Genomic DNA, 18,090 nt, shown 5'->3' on the forward strand with positions numbered 1-18,090 from the left:
GAGAAACGACGAGTCTGTTAATAATTCCAGCCCCTTTGCAGGCCGCTGGTACAGAAATTCACCCGCATTTCTCCGGCCCTGTCACCACCCGCCGTCACCGGTGCAGGCGGCCGCGCCGGGACCGGGCACGGCCGCCTGCGCACGGAGGAACGTTCCCGCGGAGCCGCGCGGCTCAGAACACCACGGTGGAGGCAGGAATGCAGGTCAGACTGACACTGTGATGGCTCGAGACCGCCTGGCAGGCCGAGGTCACCACCACGCCGTGATGCCCGCCGTGGCCACCGTGACCGCCGTGGCCGCCGTGGTCATGACCGCCGTGACCACCGTGGTCATGACCGCCGTGACCACCGTGGTCATGACCGCCGTGACCGCCGTGACCGTGACCGCCCAGGGCACCGAAGGGGTTCACCGTGGAGAGCACGGCCCGCCCGGGAAGCAGTTCACCGGTCAGACCCTCGAGTTCCGCAAAGCTGATGGCAGACATGAGTCTCCTTTTCGCGTTCTTGCACGGCAGGCGGAAGGCGCCCGCAGAACCAGGCTTATCAGCGGAACACGAAGGCCGGTCATACTATTGAGCCGAACGGAGTGCGGGCATCCCCTCGCGCACCCCGCACACGACGACGAAAGAGTGAAAGCGTTCCGGAATCATAAGGACGTCTCGTACGACTGCCCGGCATCCCGCGTCGGTGCGGGATGCCGGGCAGCAGGGGAAGCGCCTTCCCGGGAGAACACTGCGAGGAACAAGAACGCGGTGCCCACGATAGACGGGTATGCCCGGTATGTGTGGGCGACGCGCCGTACCGGACGCCGGAACCGCGGGACGCCGCCGTCGGCCGTCGTCGCAGGCCGGGCGCGGTAACGGTCTGGAACCACCCGTCTGCGTAGGGCAGTCTTTCCTCATGTGAGGAGCGTTCCGTATCAAGGTGGTGCGCCGGCGAACGGGGGCGCACACATGGTGGTGTGCGGTGACGACGGGCTCGCGCACCGGCTGGCCGCCGAGCTGCGCGGCATGTACCGCCAGCAGGTCACGCTGGTGGTGCCGCCCCGTCAGCGCACGGTACGGCCCCCGGTGGTCGGCCGCGTGCGCACGGCCTCGGCGCTGCTGGACCGGGTGGTCAGCGCGGCCGTGAACCGGGGCGGCAGCGGCAGCGGCGGACCGGCGGACGCCGGGCAGCCCGGCCGGGACGCGGACCGCCTGGTGGAGGCGGCCGAGCTGTCGGAGCAGGTGCTCGAGGACGCGGGTGTGCAGCAGGCGTCCGCGCTGGCCCTGGTGTACGAGGACGACGAGACCAACATCCGTGCGGCGCTCACCGCGCGCCGCCTCAACCCGCGGCTGCGGCTCGTGCTGCGGCTGTACAACCGGCGGCTCGGCCAGCACATCCGAGAACTCCTCGACCAGGCGGCCGCCCTCGCGACCCGGGGCGACGGGACCCTGCTGCCCGGTGACGCCTCCACGACGGTGCTGTCCGACGCCGACACCGCCGCGCCCGCGCTGGTCGCCACCGCCGTGGCCGGGACCAGCAAGGTCGTGCAGACCGACGGGATGCTGCTGCGCGCGGTCGAGCGGCCGCCGCCCGCCGAGGGGGAGGTCGCCGACCCGGGGCTGTGCACCGTGGCACTGCTGTCGGCGACCAGCAGCGACCCGGCCGGAGCGGACGGCTCCGAGGACAGCGGCGAACAGCGGCCCCAACTGCTGCCGGACGACGCGGAGGTGCACGCGGCCACCGGGCGCGCCACGGTGGTGCTGGAGCAGGTCCCCTACGGCGACGACGAGCAGTCCCCGCCGAGAAGACGCGTGGGCGGGCTGGTGCTTCCGCTCGCCTCGCTGTTCTCCCGCCGGCTGCGGTGGTCGGCGGCGGGCCTGGCGGCGTGCGTACTGGCGCTCGCGGTGGCGCTGTGGCGGGTGACCGGCGTGCATCCGCTGGGCGCGCTGTATCTGACCCTGCTCGACCTGTTCGCCATCGACGAGCCGGCGCTGGGCGAGCCGGTGGGCCGGCAGGTGCTCCAACTGCTGTCCGGGCTCGCCGGGTTGCTGTTGCTTCCGGTGCTGCTGGCCGCGGTGCTGGAGGCCCTGGGGACCTTCCGGACGGCGTCCGCGCTGCGCAAGCCGCCGCGCGGGCTCAGCGGGCACGTGGTGCTGCTGGGGCTGGGCAAGATCGGCACCCGGGTGCTGACCCGGCTGCACGAGCTGGGCATCCCGGTGGTGTGCGTGGAGTCCGACCCCGACGCCCGCGGCATGGCGACGGCACGGCGGCTGCGGGTGCCGGTGGTGCTCGGCGACGTCACCCAGGAGGGCGTGCTGGAGTCCGCCAAGATCCACCGTGCCCGCGCACTGCTCGCGGTCACCAGCGCCGACACCACCAACCTGGAGGCGGTGCTGTACGCCCGCACGGTGCGGCCCGACCTGCGCGTGGTGCTGCGGCTGTACGACGACGACTTCGCGACCGCGGTGTACCGCACCCTGCGCGCGGCGCATCCGCAGGCGCTGACGCGGAGCCGGAGCGTGACGCACCTGGCGGCGCCCGCGTTCGCCGGGGCGATGTTCGGGCGGCAGATCCTGGGGGCGATCCCGGTGGAGCGGCGGGTGCTGCTGTTCGCGGCCATGGAGGTGGCCGGGCATCCGCAGCTGGAGGGGCGGACGGTCGCGGAGGCCTTCCGGCCCGGGGCCTGGCGGGTGCTGGCGCTGGACGTGGGCGCGCAGGACGAGCAGGACCTGGATGCGGCGGCCGCGCAGCCGGACGCGGCCGCGGCCACCGCGTCCCCTCCGGGCACGCGGCTGGTGTGGAACCTGCCCGACACCTATGTGCTCCGCACGGAGGACCGGGTGGTGCTGGCGGCGACGCGGCGCGGCCTGGCGGAACTGATGGGGCGGCAGGGCCCGGAGTACACGCACCGGTGACCTGACGGGGTCCCGCCCCGGCCCCCGCCCCGGTCCGGTCCGCGCGCGGCAGGTCACGCGCGGACCGGGCCCGGGGACGGCGGGTCACGGACCCGGCAGCGGCGGCCGCCGCGTCACTTCGGCAGGTGACGGGCGGCGAAGTCCAGTTCCAGTCGGACCTGCTTGATGCGTTCGTCCACGACCAGGGAGCCGTGGCCGGCGTCGTAGCGGTAGACCTCGTGGACCGCGCCCCGGGCCTCGAGCCGTTTGACGTAGTTCTCGATCTGCCGGATCGGGCAGCGGGGGTCGTTGACGCCGGCCGAGATGAAGACCGGGGCCTTGACCTGGTCGACGTAGGTGAGCGGGGAGGACGCCTCGAAGCGCTCGGGGACCTCCTCCGGGGTGCCGCCCAGCAGGGTGCGGTCCATCGCCTTCAGCGCCTCCATCTCGTCGTGGTACGCCGTGACGTAGTCGGCGACCGGGACGGCGGCGATGCCCAGCGTCCACGCCTCCGGCTGGGTGCCCAGGCCCAGCAGCGTGAGGTAGCCGCCCCAGGAGCCGCCGGTGAGGATCAGCCGCTCGGGATCGGCGAGCCCGGAGGAGACCGCCCACTCGCGCACCGCGGCGATGTCCTCCAGCTCGATCAGGCCCACCCGGTGCTTGAGCGCGTCCGTCCAGGCGCGGCCGTAGCCCGTGGAGCCGCGGTAGTTGACGCGGACCACCGCGTAGCCGTGGTCCACCCAGGCGGCCGGGCCCGCGGCGAAGGAGTCGCTGTCGTGCCAGGTGGGGCCGCCGTGGATGTCGAACACGGTGGGCAGCGGGCCCGTGGCGCCGCGCGGCTTCTGCACCAGGGCGTGGATGCGGCCGCCGGGGCCCTCCACCCACACGTCCTCCACGGGGACCGAACCGGGGCACTTCATCCCCGGCGGGTCCAGGACCACCCGGCCGGTGGTGGAGCGGACCGCGGCCGGCTCGGCCGCCGAGGACCACAGGTACTCCACGGTGCCGTCCGGCCGGGCCGTGGCCGAGGACACCGTGCCGGGCGGGGTGGGGATCCGGGTCAGCTCGCGGCTGGCGAAGTCGTAGCGGAACAGCTCGCTGCGGGCCTCGTAGCTGTGGACGACGAGCAGGCCGCTGCCGTCCGGGTACCACTCGGCGCTGACGTCGCCGGGCAGGTCGAGCGCCAGGTCCGTCTCCTCGCCGGTGGCCACGTCCCAGACCGCGGGCTCCCAGCGGCCCCGGCGCTGGTGCCCGATCAGCAGGCGGGTGTCCCCGTCGACGGGGGCGAAGCCCAGCACCTCCAGGCCCAGCTCCACCGTGCCGCCGCGGGTGTCGTCCAGCTCGGCGACCGCGGAGCCGTCCGGGCGCACGACACGGATCGCCGAGTGCATGGCGTCGCCGTGCTCGGTGTGCTCGATCGCGATGAGCGTGCCGTCGTGGGACAGGTCGCCGACCCCGGCCGACTCGCGGTGCCGGTAGATCTCCACCGGCGGCTCGCCCGAGTCCAGCCGGGCCAGGTGGATCGTGGTGCCGTCCTCGTCGGTGGAGCGGCCCACCACGGCCGTGCGCCCGTCCCGGCCGAGGGCGAGGCCCGCCGGGTAGGACGGCTCCAGGCCCGGCACGGCCGGCTCGTCGGGGCCGCCGGTGAACGGCTGGCGGCGCCAGATGCCGAACTCGTCGCCGTCCTTGTCGTCGAACCACCAGATCCACGCGCCGTCCGGGGACAGCGTGCCGTCCGTCGTGCCGTTGGGCCGGTCGGTCGCCTGGCGCTGCTCGCCGGTCGCCCGGTCCCAGGCGTACAGCTCGTACGTCCCCGTGGCGTTCGACACGAACAGACAGCGCGCCGGGGCGTCCTCGGCCCACTCGGGCAGCGACACCCGGGGCGCCCGGAAGCGCTTCTCCCAGTCCGGCATCCGGTCGGCCGGTCGCTGCCGGTCCTGTACGTTCGTCTCGTTCCGTTCGTCCCGGTCGTCCCGCTGGTCCGTGGCCGCGGCCCCGTTGCTCTCAGTCATGGCCCCATAGTGCCTGCCCGCACCGACGACGCGTCGCCTCGCGTCCCCAGCCTGTGGAAAACCGCTCGGGACAGCGGGCCGACGATCACCAACCTGTGGAAAACTTCCACCCCCGCGCTCGGGCCGGGCCCGGCGGGGCCGTACCGTGGGAGGCGTGTACCGGTTTCTGCTGACGCCCCGCTGGTGGGGCATCAACGTCTTCGCGCTGCTCGCGATCCCCTTCTGCATCTTCATGGGGACCTGGCAGCTGAGCCGGTTCGAGTCACATGTGCACGACCATCGCAGCGAGACCGAGCAGGCGGCGTCGGCCCGTACCGAGACCCCGCGACCGCTGGAGGAGCTGCTGCCCGTCGACAAGGAGACGGTGGGCCGCCGGACCACCGCGACCGGCCGGTACGCCACGCAGCTGCTGGTCCCCGACCGTGAGCTGGACGGCAAGCAGGGCTACTACGTCCTGACGTTGCTGCGCACCGACTCCGACAAGGCGCTGCCGGTCGTGCGCGGCTGGCTGCCCGGCTCCGCCGACTCCGCGAAGGCACCGGCCCCGCCCTCCGGCCGGGTCACGGTCACCGGTGTGCTGCAGGCCTCCGAGTCCCCCGGCGACGACGGCGTCACCGCCCGCAGCGGTCTGCCCGCCGGGCAGACCTCCGTGATCAGCGCCGCGTCCCTGGTCAACCTGGTGCCCTACGGCGTCTACGACGCGTGGATCACGCTCGACACGGCCGATGCCGGGATGAAGACCGTCCCGGCGAAGGCCCCGCAGGGCAGCGGGCTGGACCTGAAGGCGTTCCAGAACCTCGGCTACACCGGCGAGTGGTTCGTCTTCGCCGGGTTCGTGGTCTTCATGTGGTTCCGGCTGCTGCGCCGCGAGGTGGAGGCCGTCCGGGACGCGGAGCTGGGCCTGACCCCGGAGACATCCGACGCCGAGGAGCAGCGGACCGCGGCGGTGTGACCCTCGTCGCCGACGGTCCGCCCCCGTCGGGCGGCGCGGCGCGTCCCGAGGCCGGATCCGGCCCGGGACGTCCCGCCGACGGCCGCTACGAGACCGGCAGCACCCCCGTGCGGTAGACCGTGCCCGCGCAGGCGTCCGGGACCGTCGCCGAGACCGTCGGTGCCCCCGTCTCCGGGGTGTGGGAGACCTCGACGCTGCCCTTCGCCTTGCCGCCCCGGCCCGTCAGCTGCGGCGCGATGCCTCCCTGGTCGGCCCCCGGGGCCGCGCCCGCGGTCGAGCCGGGGTCCTGGCTCGGGGAGGGACCGGGCGACGGGTCGTCGGTCTCGCCGCCGCCGGAGCCGCCGCCCGGACCGGTGCCGCCGCTGCTGCCGCCGCCCGGGACGGACGGGCAGGTCTCCGACGGCACCCATGCGAACTTCACCTCGTACGCCGCCCCCGGCGCCAGCACCAGACCGGACACCTCGTCGGCCGCGTCGGGCAGCCCGCTGGCGTCACCGGAGGTGTGCGGCACCACGCTGATCCTGCTGGCGTCGGCGGCACCCCGGGCGCGTGTGGTCAGCGTGCCCGGCCCGGTGACGGTGCAGCTGGTGGCGGAGACGTTGGCGACGCGGAAGGTGCCCTGGACCACGCCGGTGCCGTCGGGTGTACCGACCGTGGCGGTGGCGGAGCCGAGCTGGGCCCCGGTGCACTGCGGGACACCGGCGGCGGAGACCGAGGGGCCGGCCGTGACGCCTTCGGAGACCGTGAGGCCGGGGGTCGTGTCTGCCGTGGGCGGGCGGTGCGTCGTCGCGTCGTCCGTGCCGTGCTCGGCGGGCGCGGCCGAGCCACCGCCGATGAGGCTCGCCCCGCCGTCGGCCTCCTTGCCCAGGCCGGTGCCGCCGTGGGACTGCGCGACCCCCCGCCCGGCCCTCGCCGGTTCCGCCTCGGCGCCGCCCTGGTCGGAGACGTGCACGAGAGCCGGAACGGCCGTGCCGAGGAACAGCGCGGCGGCTGCCACGCCCACCATGGCCTGCCGCTTGCGGGCCCGCCGCTCGGGCACGGCGCGCCGCAGCCGCTGAAGCGCGTCCTCGCGCGGCTCGACGCCCCGGACGGCCTCGTGCAGCAGCCTGCGCAGGGCCAGCTCGTCCACGCCGAGCCCGTCGGGAGCCGGGTCGTCGGGGCCGTGGTCCGTGTCGGACGACCGCGGGGCCGCGTCCCCGGACGGCCGCGGACGTGCCTCGTGCCCCGGTCGCGCCCCGTCCTCCGGTCGCGTGTCGTCTCCCGGCCGCGCGTCGTCCCGTGGCCGGGTACCGTCGCGGAGCCGTGCCTCGTCCCCCGGCAGCGTGTCGTCCTGCGGCCGCTCGTCCGTCGCGTCCGGCTGCGCCGCCGGGTCCGTGCCGCCGCTCCCGGCCGGCCATGTCCCGGCGGCGTCCTGCGGGCGTCCCGTCCCCTCCGGCGCACCGGACGCACCGGCGGCACGGCGCGGGTGCGCCGCACCCCCTTCCCCGGGCCCGCTCATCGCCGCGCCTCCTTCGCGTCCAAGGCGATCCGCAGGGCCGCGATGCCGCGCGAGCCGTACGCCTTCACCGAACCGACCGATATCCCGAGCGTCTTGGCGACCTGGGCCTCGGTCATGTCCGCGAAGTAGCGGAGCACCAGCACCTCGCGCTGCCGCCGCTGCAGGCCCTTCATCGCCTGGATCAGACCGTCGCGCTCCAACTGCTCGTAGGCGCCCTCCTCGGCGCTGGCCATGTCCGGCATCGGCTTGGACAGCAGCTTCAGGCCGAGGATGCGCCGACGCAGCGCCGAGCGGGACAGGTTGACCACGGTCTGCCGCAGATAGGCGAGCGTCTTCTCCGGGTCGCGGACCCGTCGCCGGGCCGAGTGCACCCGGATGAACGCCTCCTGCACGACGTCCTCGCAGGACGCGGTGTCGTCCAGGAGCAGCGCGGCCAGGCCGAGCAGCGAACGGTAGTGGGCGCGGTACGTCTCGGTGAGGTGGTCGACGGTGGTGCCGACCGCCGCGGTCTCCTCGGCACCGTCGCGCTGGGTGGGTATGCGGGCAGGCCGCGCAGCGGGCATGGGCGCGATCACCGGCATGCCGCCGGCCGGACCGGAAGCGACGCGCAGCCGCGGGCGGAACGCCCGGGGCGCGTGCAGCACGGGGCCGCGGGGCGCGGCGCCGACATCGAGTACCTCTGCCACGTCAGTTGGACGCTCCGTGACCGCCGGGGGTTGTACGGGCCGGGCGACGTCGTCGCGGCGAGTGCTTCCGGTCGCGCCGACGGCCCCGTCGCCTCGGGCAGCCCACCAGACGCTGTCTCCCATGCCCTCATGCGTCCCGCTCTTCCCCTGTGTCGTGATGTGACCGGGGCATCCCCATGCCCCGCCGCGCCCTCACGCCCCCGAAGGGTGATCACTGAGACGCGCCCCGTCCGCCGCTCGGTTGCACGGGGAACGGGAGGGTGTTCTTCGGACGCCGAGGCAGCGCGGCGCACGTGGTGACGGACCGTCGGCCCGCCCGCACGGTGTCCCCAGATCCTACAAAGGGGGTGTGCCGGGGCCGGGCCCGTGCCCCTGCTCGTCCGGTGCGTGGCCCGCGCCGGCGGCGACGAGTTCGGCGAGCTGGACCATGTTGAGCGCGGCGCCCTTGCGCAGGTTGTCACCGCAGACGAACAGCTCCAGCGCGGTGGGGTCGTCCAGAGCCCGGCGCACCCGGCCGGCCCAGGTCGGGTCGGTGCCCACCACATCGGCCGGCGCGGGCCACTCACCGGCGGCCGGGTCGTCGCACAGCACCACGCCCGGTGCGGTGGCCAGGATCTCGCGTGCCCGGTCGGCGGTGACCTCGTTCTCGAAGCGGGCGTGCACCGCCAGCGAGTGCCCGGTGATCACAGGGACGCGCAGACAGGTCACGGCGACCGGGAGACGGGGCAGGCCGAGGATCGCGCGGGTCTCCTCCCGCAGCGCCCACTCCTGCGAGGAGAAACCTTCGTCGCCCGGCGTCCCGGCCCAGGGCACCACGTTCAGCGCGACGGGTTCGCCGAACGGGCCGGTGTCGTCGCCGACGGCCCGCCGGACGTCGCCGGGGGCGGTGCCCAGGTCGGTGCCGGCCACCCGGGACAGCTGCCGGCGCAGTGTCGCGGTGCCCGCGTGTCCGGCGCCGCTGACGGCGAGGCAGGCGGTGACGGTCAGATCGCGCAGCCCGAACTCGGCGTGCAGCGCGCCCACCGCGACGATCAGGGTGAGGGTGAGGGCACCGGGACCGGTGACGATGCCGCGCGGACGCTGCCGCAGGGCATGCGGGTTGACCTCGGGCACCACCAGCGGCACGCCGTCCCTGCCGCGGAACGCGCCGGAGTTGTCGATCACCACTGCGCCCCGGTCGGCGGCCACGGGCACCCAGCGGGCGGCGACCTCGCCGGGCACGTCGAACAGGGCGATGTCCACCCCGTCGAAGGCCTCGTCGCCGGGCGGGATCACCTCGACCTCCTCCCCGCGCACGGTCAGCTTGCGGCCGGCCGAGCGCGGGGAGGCGATCAGGCGGATGTCGCCCCAGATGTCCGCCCGCTGGGACAGGATCTGGAGCAGGACCGTGCCGACGGCTCCGGTCGCTCCCACGACCGCGAGCGTCGGTCGCCCGGTCATCGCCGCACGCCTCCGGGGGCGGCGGTGCGGGCGGAGCCGGCGGTCATCGTCCGGTGCCGCCGTAGACGACGGCCTCGTCGCTGTCGGAGTCGAGCCCGAAGGCGGTGTGCACGGCGCGCACGGCCTCCGGCACGTCGTCCTTGCGGGTGACGACCGAGATACGGATCTCGGAGGTCGAGATCAGCTCGATGTTCACGCCGGCGTCGGACAGCGCGGTGAAGAAGTCCGCGGTGACTCCGGGGTTGGTCTTCATGCCCGCGCCGACCAGGGAGATCTTGCCGATCTGGTCGTCGTAGCGCAGCGACTCGAAGCCGATGCGGGGACGATTCTTCTCCAGCGCGTCGATGGCCTTGCGGCCCTCGGTCTTCGGCAGGGTGAAGGAGATGTCCGTCAGGCCGGTGGCGGCGGCGGACACGTTCTGCACGACCATGTCGATGTTGATCTCGGCATCGGCGATCGTGCGGAAGATGGCGGCCGCCTCGCCCGGCTTGTCCGGCACACCGACGACCGTGATCTTGGCCTCGGAGGTGTCGTGCGCGACACCGGAGATGATGGCCTGCTCCACCTTCTTGTCCCCTTGCTCGATCGGCTCGCTGCTGACCCACGTGCCCTGCAGCGGGCTGAAGCTGGAGCGGACGTGGATCGGGATGTTGTAGCGGCGGGCGTACTCCACGCAGCGGTGGAGCAGCACCTTGGACCCGGAGGCCGCCAGCTCCAGCATGTCCTCGAAGGAGATCCAGTCGATCTTCCGGGCCTTCTTCACCACGCGCGGGTCGGCGGTGAACACGCCGTCGACGTCGGTGTAGATCTCGCACACCTCGGCGTCGAGGGCCGCGGCCAGGGCGACGGCCGTGGTGTCGGAGCCGCCGCGCCCCAGCGTGGTGATGTCCTTCTTGTCCTGGCTGACGCCCTGGAAACCGGCGACGATGGCGATGTTGCCCTCGTCCAGCGCGGTCCGGATGCGGCCGGGCGTGACGTCGATGATCCGGGCTTTGTTGTGGACCGAGTCGGTGATGACGCCTGCCTGGCTGCCGGTGAACGACTGGGCTTCGTGCCCGAGGTTTTTGATCGCCATGGCCAGCAGGGCCATGGAGATCCGTTCTCCGGCGGTCAGCAGCATGTCGAGCTCGCGGCCGGCAGGCATGGGGGAGACCTGCTCCGCGAGATCGATCAGCTCGTCCGTCGTGTCGCCCATCGCGGAAACGACCACGACCACGTCGTTGCCGTTCTTCTTCGCTTCCACGATCCGCTTGGCGACGCGCTTGATGCCTTCGGCATCCGCAACGGAGGAGCCTCCGTACTTCTGCACGACAAGGCCCACGTGCGCTCCTCGCTCAGTCCGTTTCTGTCGCACCGGCGCATATGCGGTGCGGTCGGCTCAGTTTATCGAGCGTCCGAAATTTCCCCCTGCGGTATCGCATGGTGAGATGTCCCGGGCGCCCGTTCGTTCAGGACGACTCATGCCCCGGGGACGGATCCGCACTCGGAACGTGGCCGGGGTCACAGACGCGAGGAGACGTTCACGCCACCGACGCCCGCCGGGGACGGCGAGGACACCGGGAACGGCGGGGACGGTGGGGACGGCGGCACACGCAGCGCTGTGCGCCGGTGTGTGCGCCCCTTCAGGCGCCGGGGCGCGGACGGGACTGCTCGCGCTCGCGGTCCAGCCCCAGCGGGCCCGCGATCTCCCGCGCCATGACCTTGCCCGCCTCGAACTCCAGGGTGTCGTCGCCCATGCCCTGGTCGGTGTCCAGGCCGTCCAGTTCCTCCAGCGGCTGGTTGAGCCGGACGTGGATCACGACGGACTGCAGGGCGCGCAGCACGGCGGAGACGGTGGGACCCCAGTTGGAGAAGTAGGAGAACTGCCACCACCACAGGGCCTCGGTGGTGCGTCCGGCCCGGTAGTGGGCCATGCCGTGGCGCAGGTCGGTGACGACGTCGGCGAGGTCGTCGGAGATACGGGCCGGCACCGGGGCCTTGCGCGGCTCGTAGGGGTCGAACACCTCGGAGTAGACGTCGACCGGCTCCAGCAGCCGGGCGAGGTTCTCCCGCAGGGCGTCCGCGTCCTGCTCCGGGCCGAGGTCGGGCTCCCAGCGCTCGTCGGGGACGAAGTCCTCGTGCGCGCCGAGCCGGCCGCCGGCCAGCAGCAGCTGGGAGACCTCCAGCAGGAGGAAGGGGATCGCGGAGTCGGGCTCGTCGCCCTTGGCCACCTCGGTGACCGCGACGAGGAAGCTCTCGATCTGGTCGGCGATCTGGACCGCGAAGTCGTCCGGGTTCCGGCCGGCCGCGTGCAGCGTGGCATCAGACATCGAGCAGTCGTCTCCCCTCGAAGGCGCGGCCGAGGGTGACCTCGTCCGCGTACTCCAGGTCGCCACCCACCGGCAGACCGCTGGCCAGGCGGGTGACCTTCAGGCCCATGGGCTTGATCATCCGGGCGAGGTAGGTGGCCGTGGCCTCGCCTTCGAGATTCGGGTCCGTGGCCAGGATCAGCTCCGTGACCGTGCCGTCCGCCAGGCGGGCCAGCAGCTCCCGGATGCGCAGGTCGTCCGGGCCCACGCCCTCGATCGGGCTGATCGCGCCGCCGAGCACGTGGTACCGGCCGCGGAACTCGCGCGTGCGCTCGATGGCGACGACGTCCTTGGGTTCCTCGACCACGCAGACGACGGACGGATCACGGCGGGTGTCACGACAGATCGCGCACAGCTCCTCCTGCGCGACGTTGCCGCAGGTGGCGCAGAAGCGGACCTTCTCCTTGACCTCCAGCAGCGCCTGCGCGAGCCGCTTCACGTCCGTCGGTTCCGCCTGCAGGATGTGGAAGGCGATCCGCTGGGCGCTCTTGGGACCGACGCCGGGCAGCCGCCCCAGCTCGTCGATGAGGTCCTGGACCACGCCTTCGTACACCGGACTGCCGTCCCTTCCCGCGTGTTGCTTCGTCTCAAAACCGTAGTGGCCCGGCGGCCCCTCAGAAAGGCGACCGGCGATCCGGGCCCGGGGATCGGCCCCGCTCCCGGGCCCGGGATCAGGCCCGGGAGCCGGGCCCGGGATCAGGCCCGGGAGCCGGGCCCGGGTCCGGTCCCCGGGGTCAGAAGGGCAGCCCGGGGATGCCGCTGCCGCCGCCCAGGCCCTGGGCCAGCGGGCCGAGCTTCTGCTGCTGCAGCGTCTGGGCGTTCTCGTTGGCCGCGTGCACGGCCGCCACGATCAGGTCCGCGAGGGTCTCGGTGTCCTCCGGGTCCACCGCCTTCGGGTCGATCTTCAGGGCGCGCAGCTCGCCGGCACCGGTGACGGTGGCCTTCACCAGGCCGCCGCCCGCCTGGCCGTCGACCTCCGTACGCGCCAGTTCCTCCTGGGCCCGCTGCAGGTCCTGCTGCATCTTCTGGGCCTGCTGGAGCAGCTGCTGCATGTTGGGCGTGCCACCACCGGGAATCACGATCGGCTCCTGCTCTCGTACGGGCATCCGGGCGGGGACCGTTCCGAGTGACCCCGCTGGCACGAGCCTACGTGGTCCGGGCGGACCGCGCGCCGCCACTCTTCCGGGTGAGGCACGGGCGTGTCCCCTGGCCGCTCGACGCCCCCTTCCGGGCGGAAATGCCGTATTTCCCTCCACGCCGCCACCCGTGCGGGGTAGGAAGGGGTCCGGCGTGTCAGCCAAGCGTCCCGGCGCCGCGGTCCCGGGACGGGCCGCGACGGTGATCGGTAGGGAGTGCCGGGTGGGTCAGCCGGAGAAGCAGCCCGAACGTCCGCCTCGGGACGAGCGGGGGGACGGGGCGGCCGGGCCGCGGCCGGGCGATCTGACCGGGCGGCCGCTGCCGCTCGGCGACTGGGGCCGGCCGGCCGAACGGCTGGAGGAGCTGTACCGGTGGGTGGAGCGCCGGGCGCTGGACACCGTCGCCTGGTACCTGTCCGCGCGGCAGTGGAAGCGGCGCGCGGCGCGGGCGCTGCGCTGCGGGGCCGCGGCGGGCGCGCTGACCGGGGCGGGCCTGCCGCTGCTCGACCTGGCCGGCGCGGCGGGCGGGGCCGCCCCGTGGGGGTATCTGGCGCTGCTGCTGGCCGCGGGCTGTGTGGCGGCCGACCGGTTCTTCGGCGTGACCTCGGGCTGGATGCGGGACATGGTGACCGCGCAGGCCGTGCAGCGGCGGCTGCAGACGCTCCAGTTCGACTGGGCGGTGGAGAGCGTGCGGGAGGTGCTGGGGCCGGCCGAGGGCACGGCCGGGGAAGCCGCCGAACGGTGCCTGGGCGTGCTCCGGCGGTTCTCGGAGGACGTCACCGAGCTGGTGCGGACGGAGACCGCCGACTGGATGGCGCAGTTCCGGGCCGGTCCCGTCCCGACCGGAGCGCTGGGGACCGCGCCGTCCGGCAGCACCCGTCCGGAGGTGCCCGCCGGCCACGGGCGCACCACGCTGCCACCGGGGAGCGCGCGGCCGAACATGCCCCGGCAGCGGCCGCCGGACCCGCGCTGAGCGACGGGCCGGACAGGGCGGAGGAGCGGGCGGGCCGACGCCGACGCCGTACGGCTGCGGCTCGTTCGGCCCCTCCCTCCCGGAGGCGGTCCGGGCTCGTTCAGTCCTTGCGGTAGACGAGGGCCTCACCGGTCGTGGTGTTCACCCGGCGCAGTCGGCCGTCCGGCAGCAACGAGACCTGGGTCGCCTCACCGGGGCGGCAGGCCGGGCTGTCCTTGCCCACGGTGACCGTGGACGGCCCGATCTCCAGGGTTCCGTCGTCGCCCGGCGCCCGGGTGAGCGGTGCCTGGAACACACAGTGGTAGGACCCTCCGGCGTCGGTGGGACCGTCGGCGACCAGGGTGAGCACGGTGTCCCCGACCGCGCCCTGGCTCAGGGTCAGCCGGCGCGGGTTGTCGCCGTAGGCGTTGGTGATCGTCGTCGTCCAGGTGCCGAGGTAGGCGGAGGGGATCGCCCCGTCCGACGGTGAGGGCGAGGGGGACGACGCCGAGGGCGTGGCCGACGGGCCGGGGTCGCCGGTGTGCGCCGCGGTGACGGCCGGGGACGGGCCGGGGACTGCCGTGTCGTCGCTGCCGCCGGTGCCCCCGCGCATCAGCGCGTACACCGCGCCGCCCGAGCCGAGCGCCACGACCAGCGCGGCCGCGACCAGGAGCGCCGTGGACCGTCCGCCGCGGCGCGGCTGCGGCTCGGCCGACGAGGCCGCCGAGGCACCGGCCGGCGACGGGCCGGTCGGCGCAACCGGTGTGCTGTACGGCGTCGGGGAGCCGGCGGGCGTGCCGTGGGACGGCGGCGCCGTGCCGGGGCCGGCCTGCGGCGGATGCGGTCGGCCGTACCCGGCGGCGGACGGCTGCGCGGGCCCGTACGGCGGGGCCGCCGCGTACGGAGGCGGACGGTGCCCGGACGGCGCCGCGGCGGACGGCGGTGCGGCAGGTCCCATGGGCGTCGCGGGCCCTGCGGGCGTCGCGGGCCCGGTGGGCGGCGTGGGCGCGGTGGGCGTCGCGGGCCCGGTGGGCGCGGTGGGCGGCGGCTGCTGCGAGGCTCCGGGCGGCGGGGCGGAGGACGCGCCGCCCGGATGACCGCCCGGCCGACCGGCCGGCGGCGCGGCAGCCGGACGGCCGGCGAAGGGCGCGGCACCCGACGGCCCCGCAGCCGGTGCGGCCCCCGACGGTCCCGCGAACGGCACGCCGTCCGGCGCCGCAGCATCCGGCACCGCGGCACCCGGCAGCGCGGCAGCCCCCGCCGCGGCAGCCCCCGTCGCGGCAGCCCCCGTCGCGGCAGCCCGCGGTGCGCCCGTGCCGTCGGCGGGCCGTTCCTGCGCGGCGGCGGGGCGCGGAGCCGCCCCGGACGCCGCCCCGGCCCCGGCGGCAGCAGCCGCCCCGGACCTCACGGCGCCCTCGGTCGCGTTCCCCGTCTGCGGCTGCTGGGCCGAAGTGCCCGCGCCCGGCGCCGGGTCCGGCCCGGCCGGGTTCTCCGTGTCCAGCAGCTGGACCGCGTGCCGTCCGAGCTGGGCGACCAGGGCGCTCGGCAGCCACGGGTCACGCAGCCGTCCGTCGGCCACCGTGTCCCCGGCGCCGCTGCGCTCGACGATCTCGGCCACGCTCGGCCGGGCCGCCGGGTCCTTGCGCAGGCAGGCTGCCACCAGGTCGGCGAGGCTCTCGGGCACGGTCCGAAGGTCCGGTTCCTCCTGCGCGATGCGGAACATCAGCGCGTGCGCCCCGCTGTCGGCGGTGCCGAAGGGCAGGACGCCCGTCGCCGCGTAGGCGAGCACCGAACCGAGGCTGAAGACGTCGCAGGCGGGCGTGATCCGTTCGCCGCGCACCTGCTCGGGCGCCATGAAGGCGGGCGAGCCGACCAGGGCGCCGGTCCGGGTGAGCCCGCCGTCGGTGACGGTCTGCAGGGCCCGCGCCACCCCGAAGTCGATCACGCGCGGGCCGTCGATGGTGACCAGCACGTTGGACGGCTTGAGATCGCGGTGCACCAGTCCGGCGGCGTGGATGTCCTGCAGGGCGCCCGCGAGACCGGCGGCGAGGATGCGCACCGACCGTTCGGGCAGCGGGCCGTGGTCGTGCCCGACGACCTGCTGCAGGCTGGGCCCGGCGACATATCCGGTGGCCACCCAGGGCACGTCGGCCTCGGTGTCCGCGTCCAGCACCGGCGCCGTCCACGGGCCGCCGACCCGCCGCGCGGCCTGCACCTCCTGCCGGAACCGGGCCCGGAACTCCTCCTGCCGGGCCAGCTCCTGGCGGACCAGTTTCACGGCGACGGTGCGGCCCCGGTCGGAACGGGCCAGGAACACCTGCCCCATGGCGCCGGACCCGAGTCTGGTCAGCAGCCGGTAGGTGCCGACGCTCCCTCGGATCTGCCCGCCCGGCCCCAGCGGATCCCCTGCCCCCCACGCCGTCCACGGTGAAGCCGCCTCCCCGACATGCCCCGGTACGCCCCTGCGCGACAGGTCGAGAATAGTGCGGCGCTCCCGGCCGCCCGGCAGCGGTCCTCCCCCACCGCGCACCGGCCCCGGACCCGTGGCACGCCGCGTCGGCGCCCCGTTCCGCACCGGCCTCCGGGCGCCGTCCGCCCGCCCCCGCTCACCGACACCGTCCGTCGCCCGTGCCCGAGCGACCCGCGCCCGTTCCCGGACGACCCGTCCCCCACTTCCACTTCCCCGGGCGCCCCGTCCGCCGCTCCCGGGCGCCCCGTTCCCCGACAACCTGTCGGCAATTCCCCGCGTCCGCAGACAGGACGCCCATACCCGGTGCGTGCCCCGGACCTCTACGCTCGGCGCATGACCGCACAGCCCTCTCCGGTTTCCCGGACCCACCAGCCGAACCCCGAGGCCGGGGCCGCAGTCAAGGCCGCCGACCGTGCGCACGTCTTCCACTCCTGGTCCGCGCAGGACCTCATCGACCCGCTCGCCGTGGCGGGCGCCGAAGGGTCGTACTTCTGGGACTACGACGGCAACCGCTACCTGGACTTCACCAGCGGACTCGTCTTCACCAACATCGGCTACCAGCACCCCAGGGTCGTCGCCGCGATCCAGGAGCAGGCCGCCACCATGACGACCTTCGCGCCGGCCTTCGCGGTCGAGGCGCGCTCGGAGGCGGCCCGGCTGATCGCCGAGCGCACCCCCGGCGACCTGGACAAGATCTTCTTCACGAACGGCGGCGCGGACGCCGTCGAGCACGCGGTGCGCATGGCACGGCTGCACACCGGCCGGCCGAAGGTGCTCTCGGCGTACCGCTCGTACCACGGCGGCTCGCAGCAGGCGGTGAACATCACCGGCGACCCGCGCCGCTGGGCCTCCGACACCGCCTCCGCCGGCGTGGTGCACTTCTGGGCGCCGTTCCTGTACCGCTCGCGCTTCTACGCCGAGACCGAGGAGCAGGAGTGCGCACGGGCGCTGGAGCACCTGGAGACGACGATCGCCTTCGAGGGTCCCGGCACCGTCGCCGCGATCATCCTCGAGTCGATCCCGGGCACCGCGGGCATCATGGTGCCGCCGCCCGGCTACCTGGCCGGGGTGCGCGAGCTGTGCGACAAGTACGGGATCGTGTTCATCCTGGACGAGGTGATGGCCGGGTTCGGGCGGACCGGCGAGTGGTTCGCCGCGGACCACTTCGGGGTCGTCCCCGACCTGATGACCTTCGCCAAGGGCGTGAACTCCGGCTATGTGCCGCTCGGCGGCGTCGCGATCTCCGAGAAGATCGCCGAGACCTTCGGCAAGCGCCCCTACCCGGGCGGCCTGACCTACTCCGGGCATCCGCTGGCCTGCGCGGCGGCCGTCGCGACCATCAACGTGATGGCCGAGGAGGGCATCGTCGACAACGCCCGGCGGCTGGGCGCCGAGGTCGTGGAGCCGGGGCTGCGCGCGCTGGCCGAGCGGCACCCGAGCGTCGGCGACGTGCGCGGCACCGGCATGTTCTGGGCGGTGGAGCTGGTGAAGAACCGCGAGACCCGCGAGCCGCTGGTGCCGTACAACGCCACCGGTGAGGCCAACGCCCCCATGGCGGCCTTCGCCGCCGCCGCCAAGGCGCACGGCCTGTGGCCCTTCGTGAACATGAACCGCACCCATGTGGTGCCGCCGCTCACCATCACCGAGGCCGAGCTGAAGGAGGGCTTCCAGGCGCTGGACGCGGCGCTGTCCGTGGCCGACGAACACACCGAGTGATC

The 18,090-nt window shown here is 74.4% G+C and carries 14 protein-coding genes; 4 read left to right on the plus strand and 10 right to left on the minus strand.

All coding sequences use genetic code 11. The features are described 5' to 3' along the window. Window positions 1-249 precede the first annotated feature (249 nt). Entirely contained in the window at window positions 250-396 is a 147-nt protein-coding gene (locus tag OG899_RS12305) for a hypothetical protein (RefSeq protein WP_189427838.1), read from the minus strand. A gap of 556 nt (window positions 397-952) precedes the next feature. Here OG899_RS12305 and OG899_RS12310 point away from each other — a divergent pair. Beyond that, a complete protein-coding gene (locus tag OG899_RS12310; protein WP_125499278.1) occupies window positions 953-2,899 on the plus strand; it encodes an NAD(P)-binding protein in 1,947 nt (648 codons plus the stop codon). Between the two features lie 113 nt (window positions 2,900-3,012). Here the strand turns inward: OG899_RS12310 and OG899_RS12315 are convergent, their stop codons facing one another. Further along, the gene (locus tag OG899_RS12315) at window positions 3,013-4,890 is read right to left on the minus strand and encodes a prolyl oligopeptidase family serine peptidase (RefSeq protein ID WP_229813901.1); all 1,878 of its coding nucleotides are present in this window, start codon (window positions 4,888-4,890) and stop codon (window positions 3,013-3,015) included. A 154-nt stretch (window positions 4,891-5,044) separates the two neighbouring features. On the opposite strand from OG899_RS12315, the gene OG899_RS12320 reads away from it, so the two are divergent. Further along, entirely contained in the window at window positions 5,045-5,842 is a 798-nt protein-coding gene (locus tag OG899_RS12320) for an SURF1 family protein (RefSeq protein ID WP_185867912.1), read from the plus strand. An 85-nt stretch (window positions 5,843-5,927) separates the two neighbouring features. On the opposite strand, the gene OG899_RS12325 is transcribed toward OG899_RS12320, so the two are convergent. The 7 genes from OG899_RS12325 to OG899_RS12355 all read right to left on the minus strand — a co-directional run bounded on the left by OG899_RS12325 (window position 5,928) and on the right by OG899_RS12355 (window position 12,893). Then, on the minus strand, window positions 5,928-7,340 hold the full coding sequence (locus tag OG899_RS12325) for a hypothetical protein (RefSeq protein WP_406311031.1): 1,413 nt from the start codon (window positions 7,338-7,340) through the stop codon (window positions 5,928-5,930). Continuing rightward, window positions 7,337-7,921 carry a SigE family RNA polymerase sigma factor gene (locus tag OG899_RS12330; RefSeq protein WP_125499300.1) on the minus strand — a complete coding sequence of 195 codons (585 nt, stop codon included), beginning with the start codon at window positions 7,919-7,921 and terminating at the stop codon, window positions 7,337-7,339. Before OG899_RS12330 ends, OG899_RS12325 begins: the two co-directional genes overlap by 4 nt. A 441-nt stretch (window positions 7,922-8,362) precedes the next feature. Next, on the minus strand, window positions 8,363-9,466 hold the full coding sequence (locus OG899_RS12335) for an aspartate-semialdehyde dehydrogenase (protein ID WP_125499276.1): 1,104 nt from the start codon (window positions 9,464-9,466) through the stop codon (window positions 8,363-8,365). A gap of 43 nt (window positions 9,467-9,509) precedes the next feature. Then, window positions 9,510-10,787 carry an aspartate kinase gene (locus OG899_RS12340; protein ID WP_125499275.1) on the minus strand — a complete coding sequence of 426 codons (1,278 nt, stop codon included), beginning with the start codon at window positions 10,785-10,787 and terminating at the stop codon, window positions 9,510-9,512. A gap of 301 nt (window positions 10,788-11,088) precedes the next feature. After that, window positions 11,089-11,775: a DUF5063 domain-containing protein gene (locus OG899_RS12345; RefSeq protein ID WP_125499274.1), complete on the minus strand. Its 687-nt coding sequence runs from the start codon at window positions 11,773-11,775 to the stop codon at window positions 11,089-11,091. Continuing rightward, the gene (gene recR, locus OG899_RS12350; protein WP_125499273.1) at window positions 11,768-12,367 is read right to left on the minus strand and encodes a recombination mediator RecR; all 600 of its coding nucleotides are present in this window, start codon (window positions 12,365-12,367) and stop codon (window positions 11,768-11,770) included. Before recR ends, OG899_RS12345 begins: the two co-directional genes overlap by 8 nt. A 181-nt stretch (window positions 12,368-12,548) precedes the next feature. Beyond that, window positions 12,549-12,893 carry a YbaB/EbfC family nucleoid-associated protein gene (locus OG899_RS12355; protein WP_125499272.1) on the minus strand — a complete coding sequence of 115 codons (345 nt, stop codon included), beginning with the start codon at window positions 12,891-12,893 and terminating at the stop codon, window positions 12,549-12,551. Between the two features lie 280 nt (window positions 12,894-13,173). Here OG899_RS12355 and OG899_RS12360 point away from each other — a divergent pair, with 280 nt between their 5' ends. Further along, window positions 13,174-13,923: an SLATT domain-containing protein gene (locus OG899_RS12360; protein ID WP_125499271.1), complete on the plus strand. Its 750-nt coding sequence runs from the start codon at window positions 13,174-13,176 to the stop codon at window positions 13,921-13,923. 100 nt (window positions 13,924-14,023) lie between these two features. On the opposite strand, the gene OG899_RS12365 is transcribed toward OG899_RS12360, so the two are convergent. Continuing rightward, window positions 14,024-16,300 carry a serine/threonine-protein kinase gene (locus OG899_RS12365; protein WP_268245745.1) on the minus strand — a complete coding sequence of 759 codons (2,277 nt, stop codon included), beginning with the start codon at window positions 16,298-16,300 and terminating at the stop codon, window positions 14,024-14,026. A 405-nt stretch (window positions 16,301-16,705) separates the two neighbouring features. Here OG899_RS12365 and OG899_RS12370 point away from each other — a divergent pair, with 405 nt between their 5' ends. Next, window positions 16,706-18,088, plus strand: coding sequence for an aspartate aminotransferase family protein (locus OG899_RS12370; protein WP_168131924.1), 1,383 nt, complete (start codon window positions 16,706-16,708; stop codon window positions 18,086-18,088). Window positions 18,089-18,090: the final 2 nt, after the last annotated feature.

This window comes from Streptomyces thermoviolaceus, assembly GCF_045209695.1.
Lineage (GTDB): Bacteria > Actinomycetota > Actinomycetes > Streptomycetales > Streptomycetaceae > Streptomyces > Streptomyces thermoviolaceus.

What these genes read in the sequence shown, in the direction of transcription:
- OG899_RS12370 (WP_168131924.1), top strand. Translation starts at nt 16,706, where the DNA reads ATGACCGCACAGCCCTCTCCGGTTTCCCGGACCCACCAGCCGAACCCC.
- OG899_RS12345 (WP_125499274.1), bottom strand. Translation starts at nt 11,775, where the DNA reads ATGTCTGATGCCACGCTGCACGCGGCCGGCCGGAACCCGGACGACTTC.
- OG899_RS12325 (WP_406311031.1), bottom strand. Translation starts at nt 7,340, where the DNA reads ATGAGCGGGCCCGGGGAAGGGGGTGCGGCGCACCCGCGCCGTGCCGCC.
- OG899_RS12335 (WP_125499276.1), bottom strand. Translation starts at nt 9,466, where the DNA reads ATGACCGGGCGACCGACGCTCGCGGTCGTGGGAGCGACCGGAGCCGTC.
- OG899_RS12330 (WP_125499300.1), bottom strand. Translation starts at nt 7,921, where the DNA reads ATGCCGGTGATCGCGCCCATGCCCGCTGCGCGGCCTGCCCGCATACCC.
- OG899_RS12315 (WP_229813901.1), bottom strand. Translation starts at nt 4,890, where the DNA reads ATGACTGAGAGCAACGGGGCCGCGGCCACGGACCAGCGGGACGACCGG.
- OG899_RS12310 (WP_125499278.1), top strand. Translation starts at nt 953, where the DNA reads ATGGTGGTGTGCGGTGACGACGGGCTCGCGCACCGGCTGGCCGCCGAG.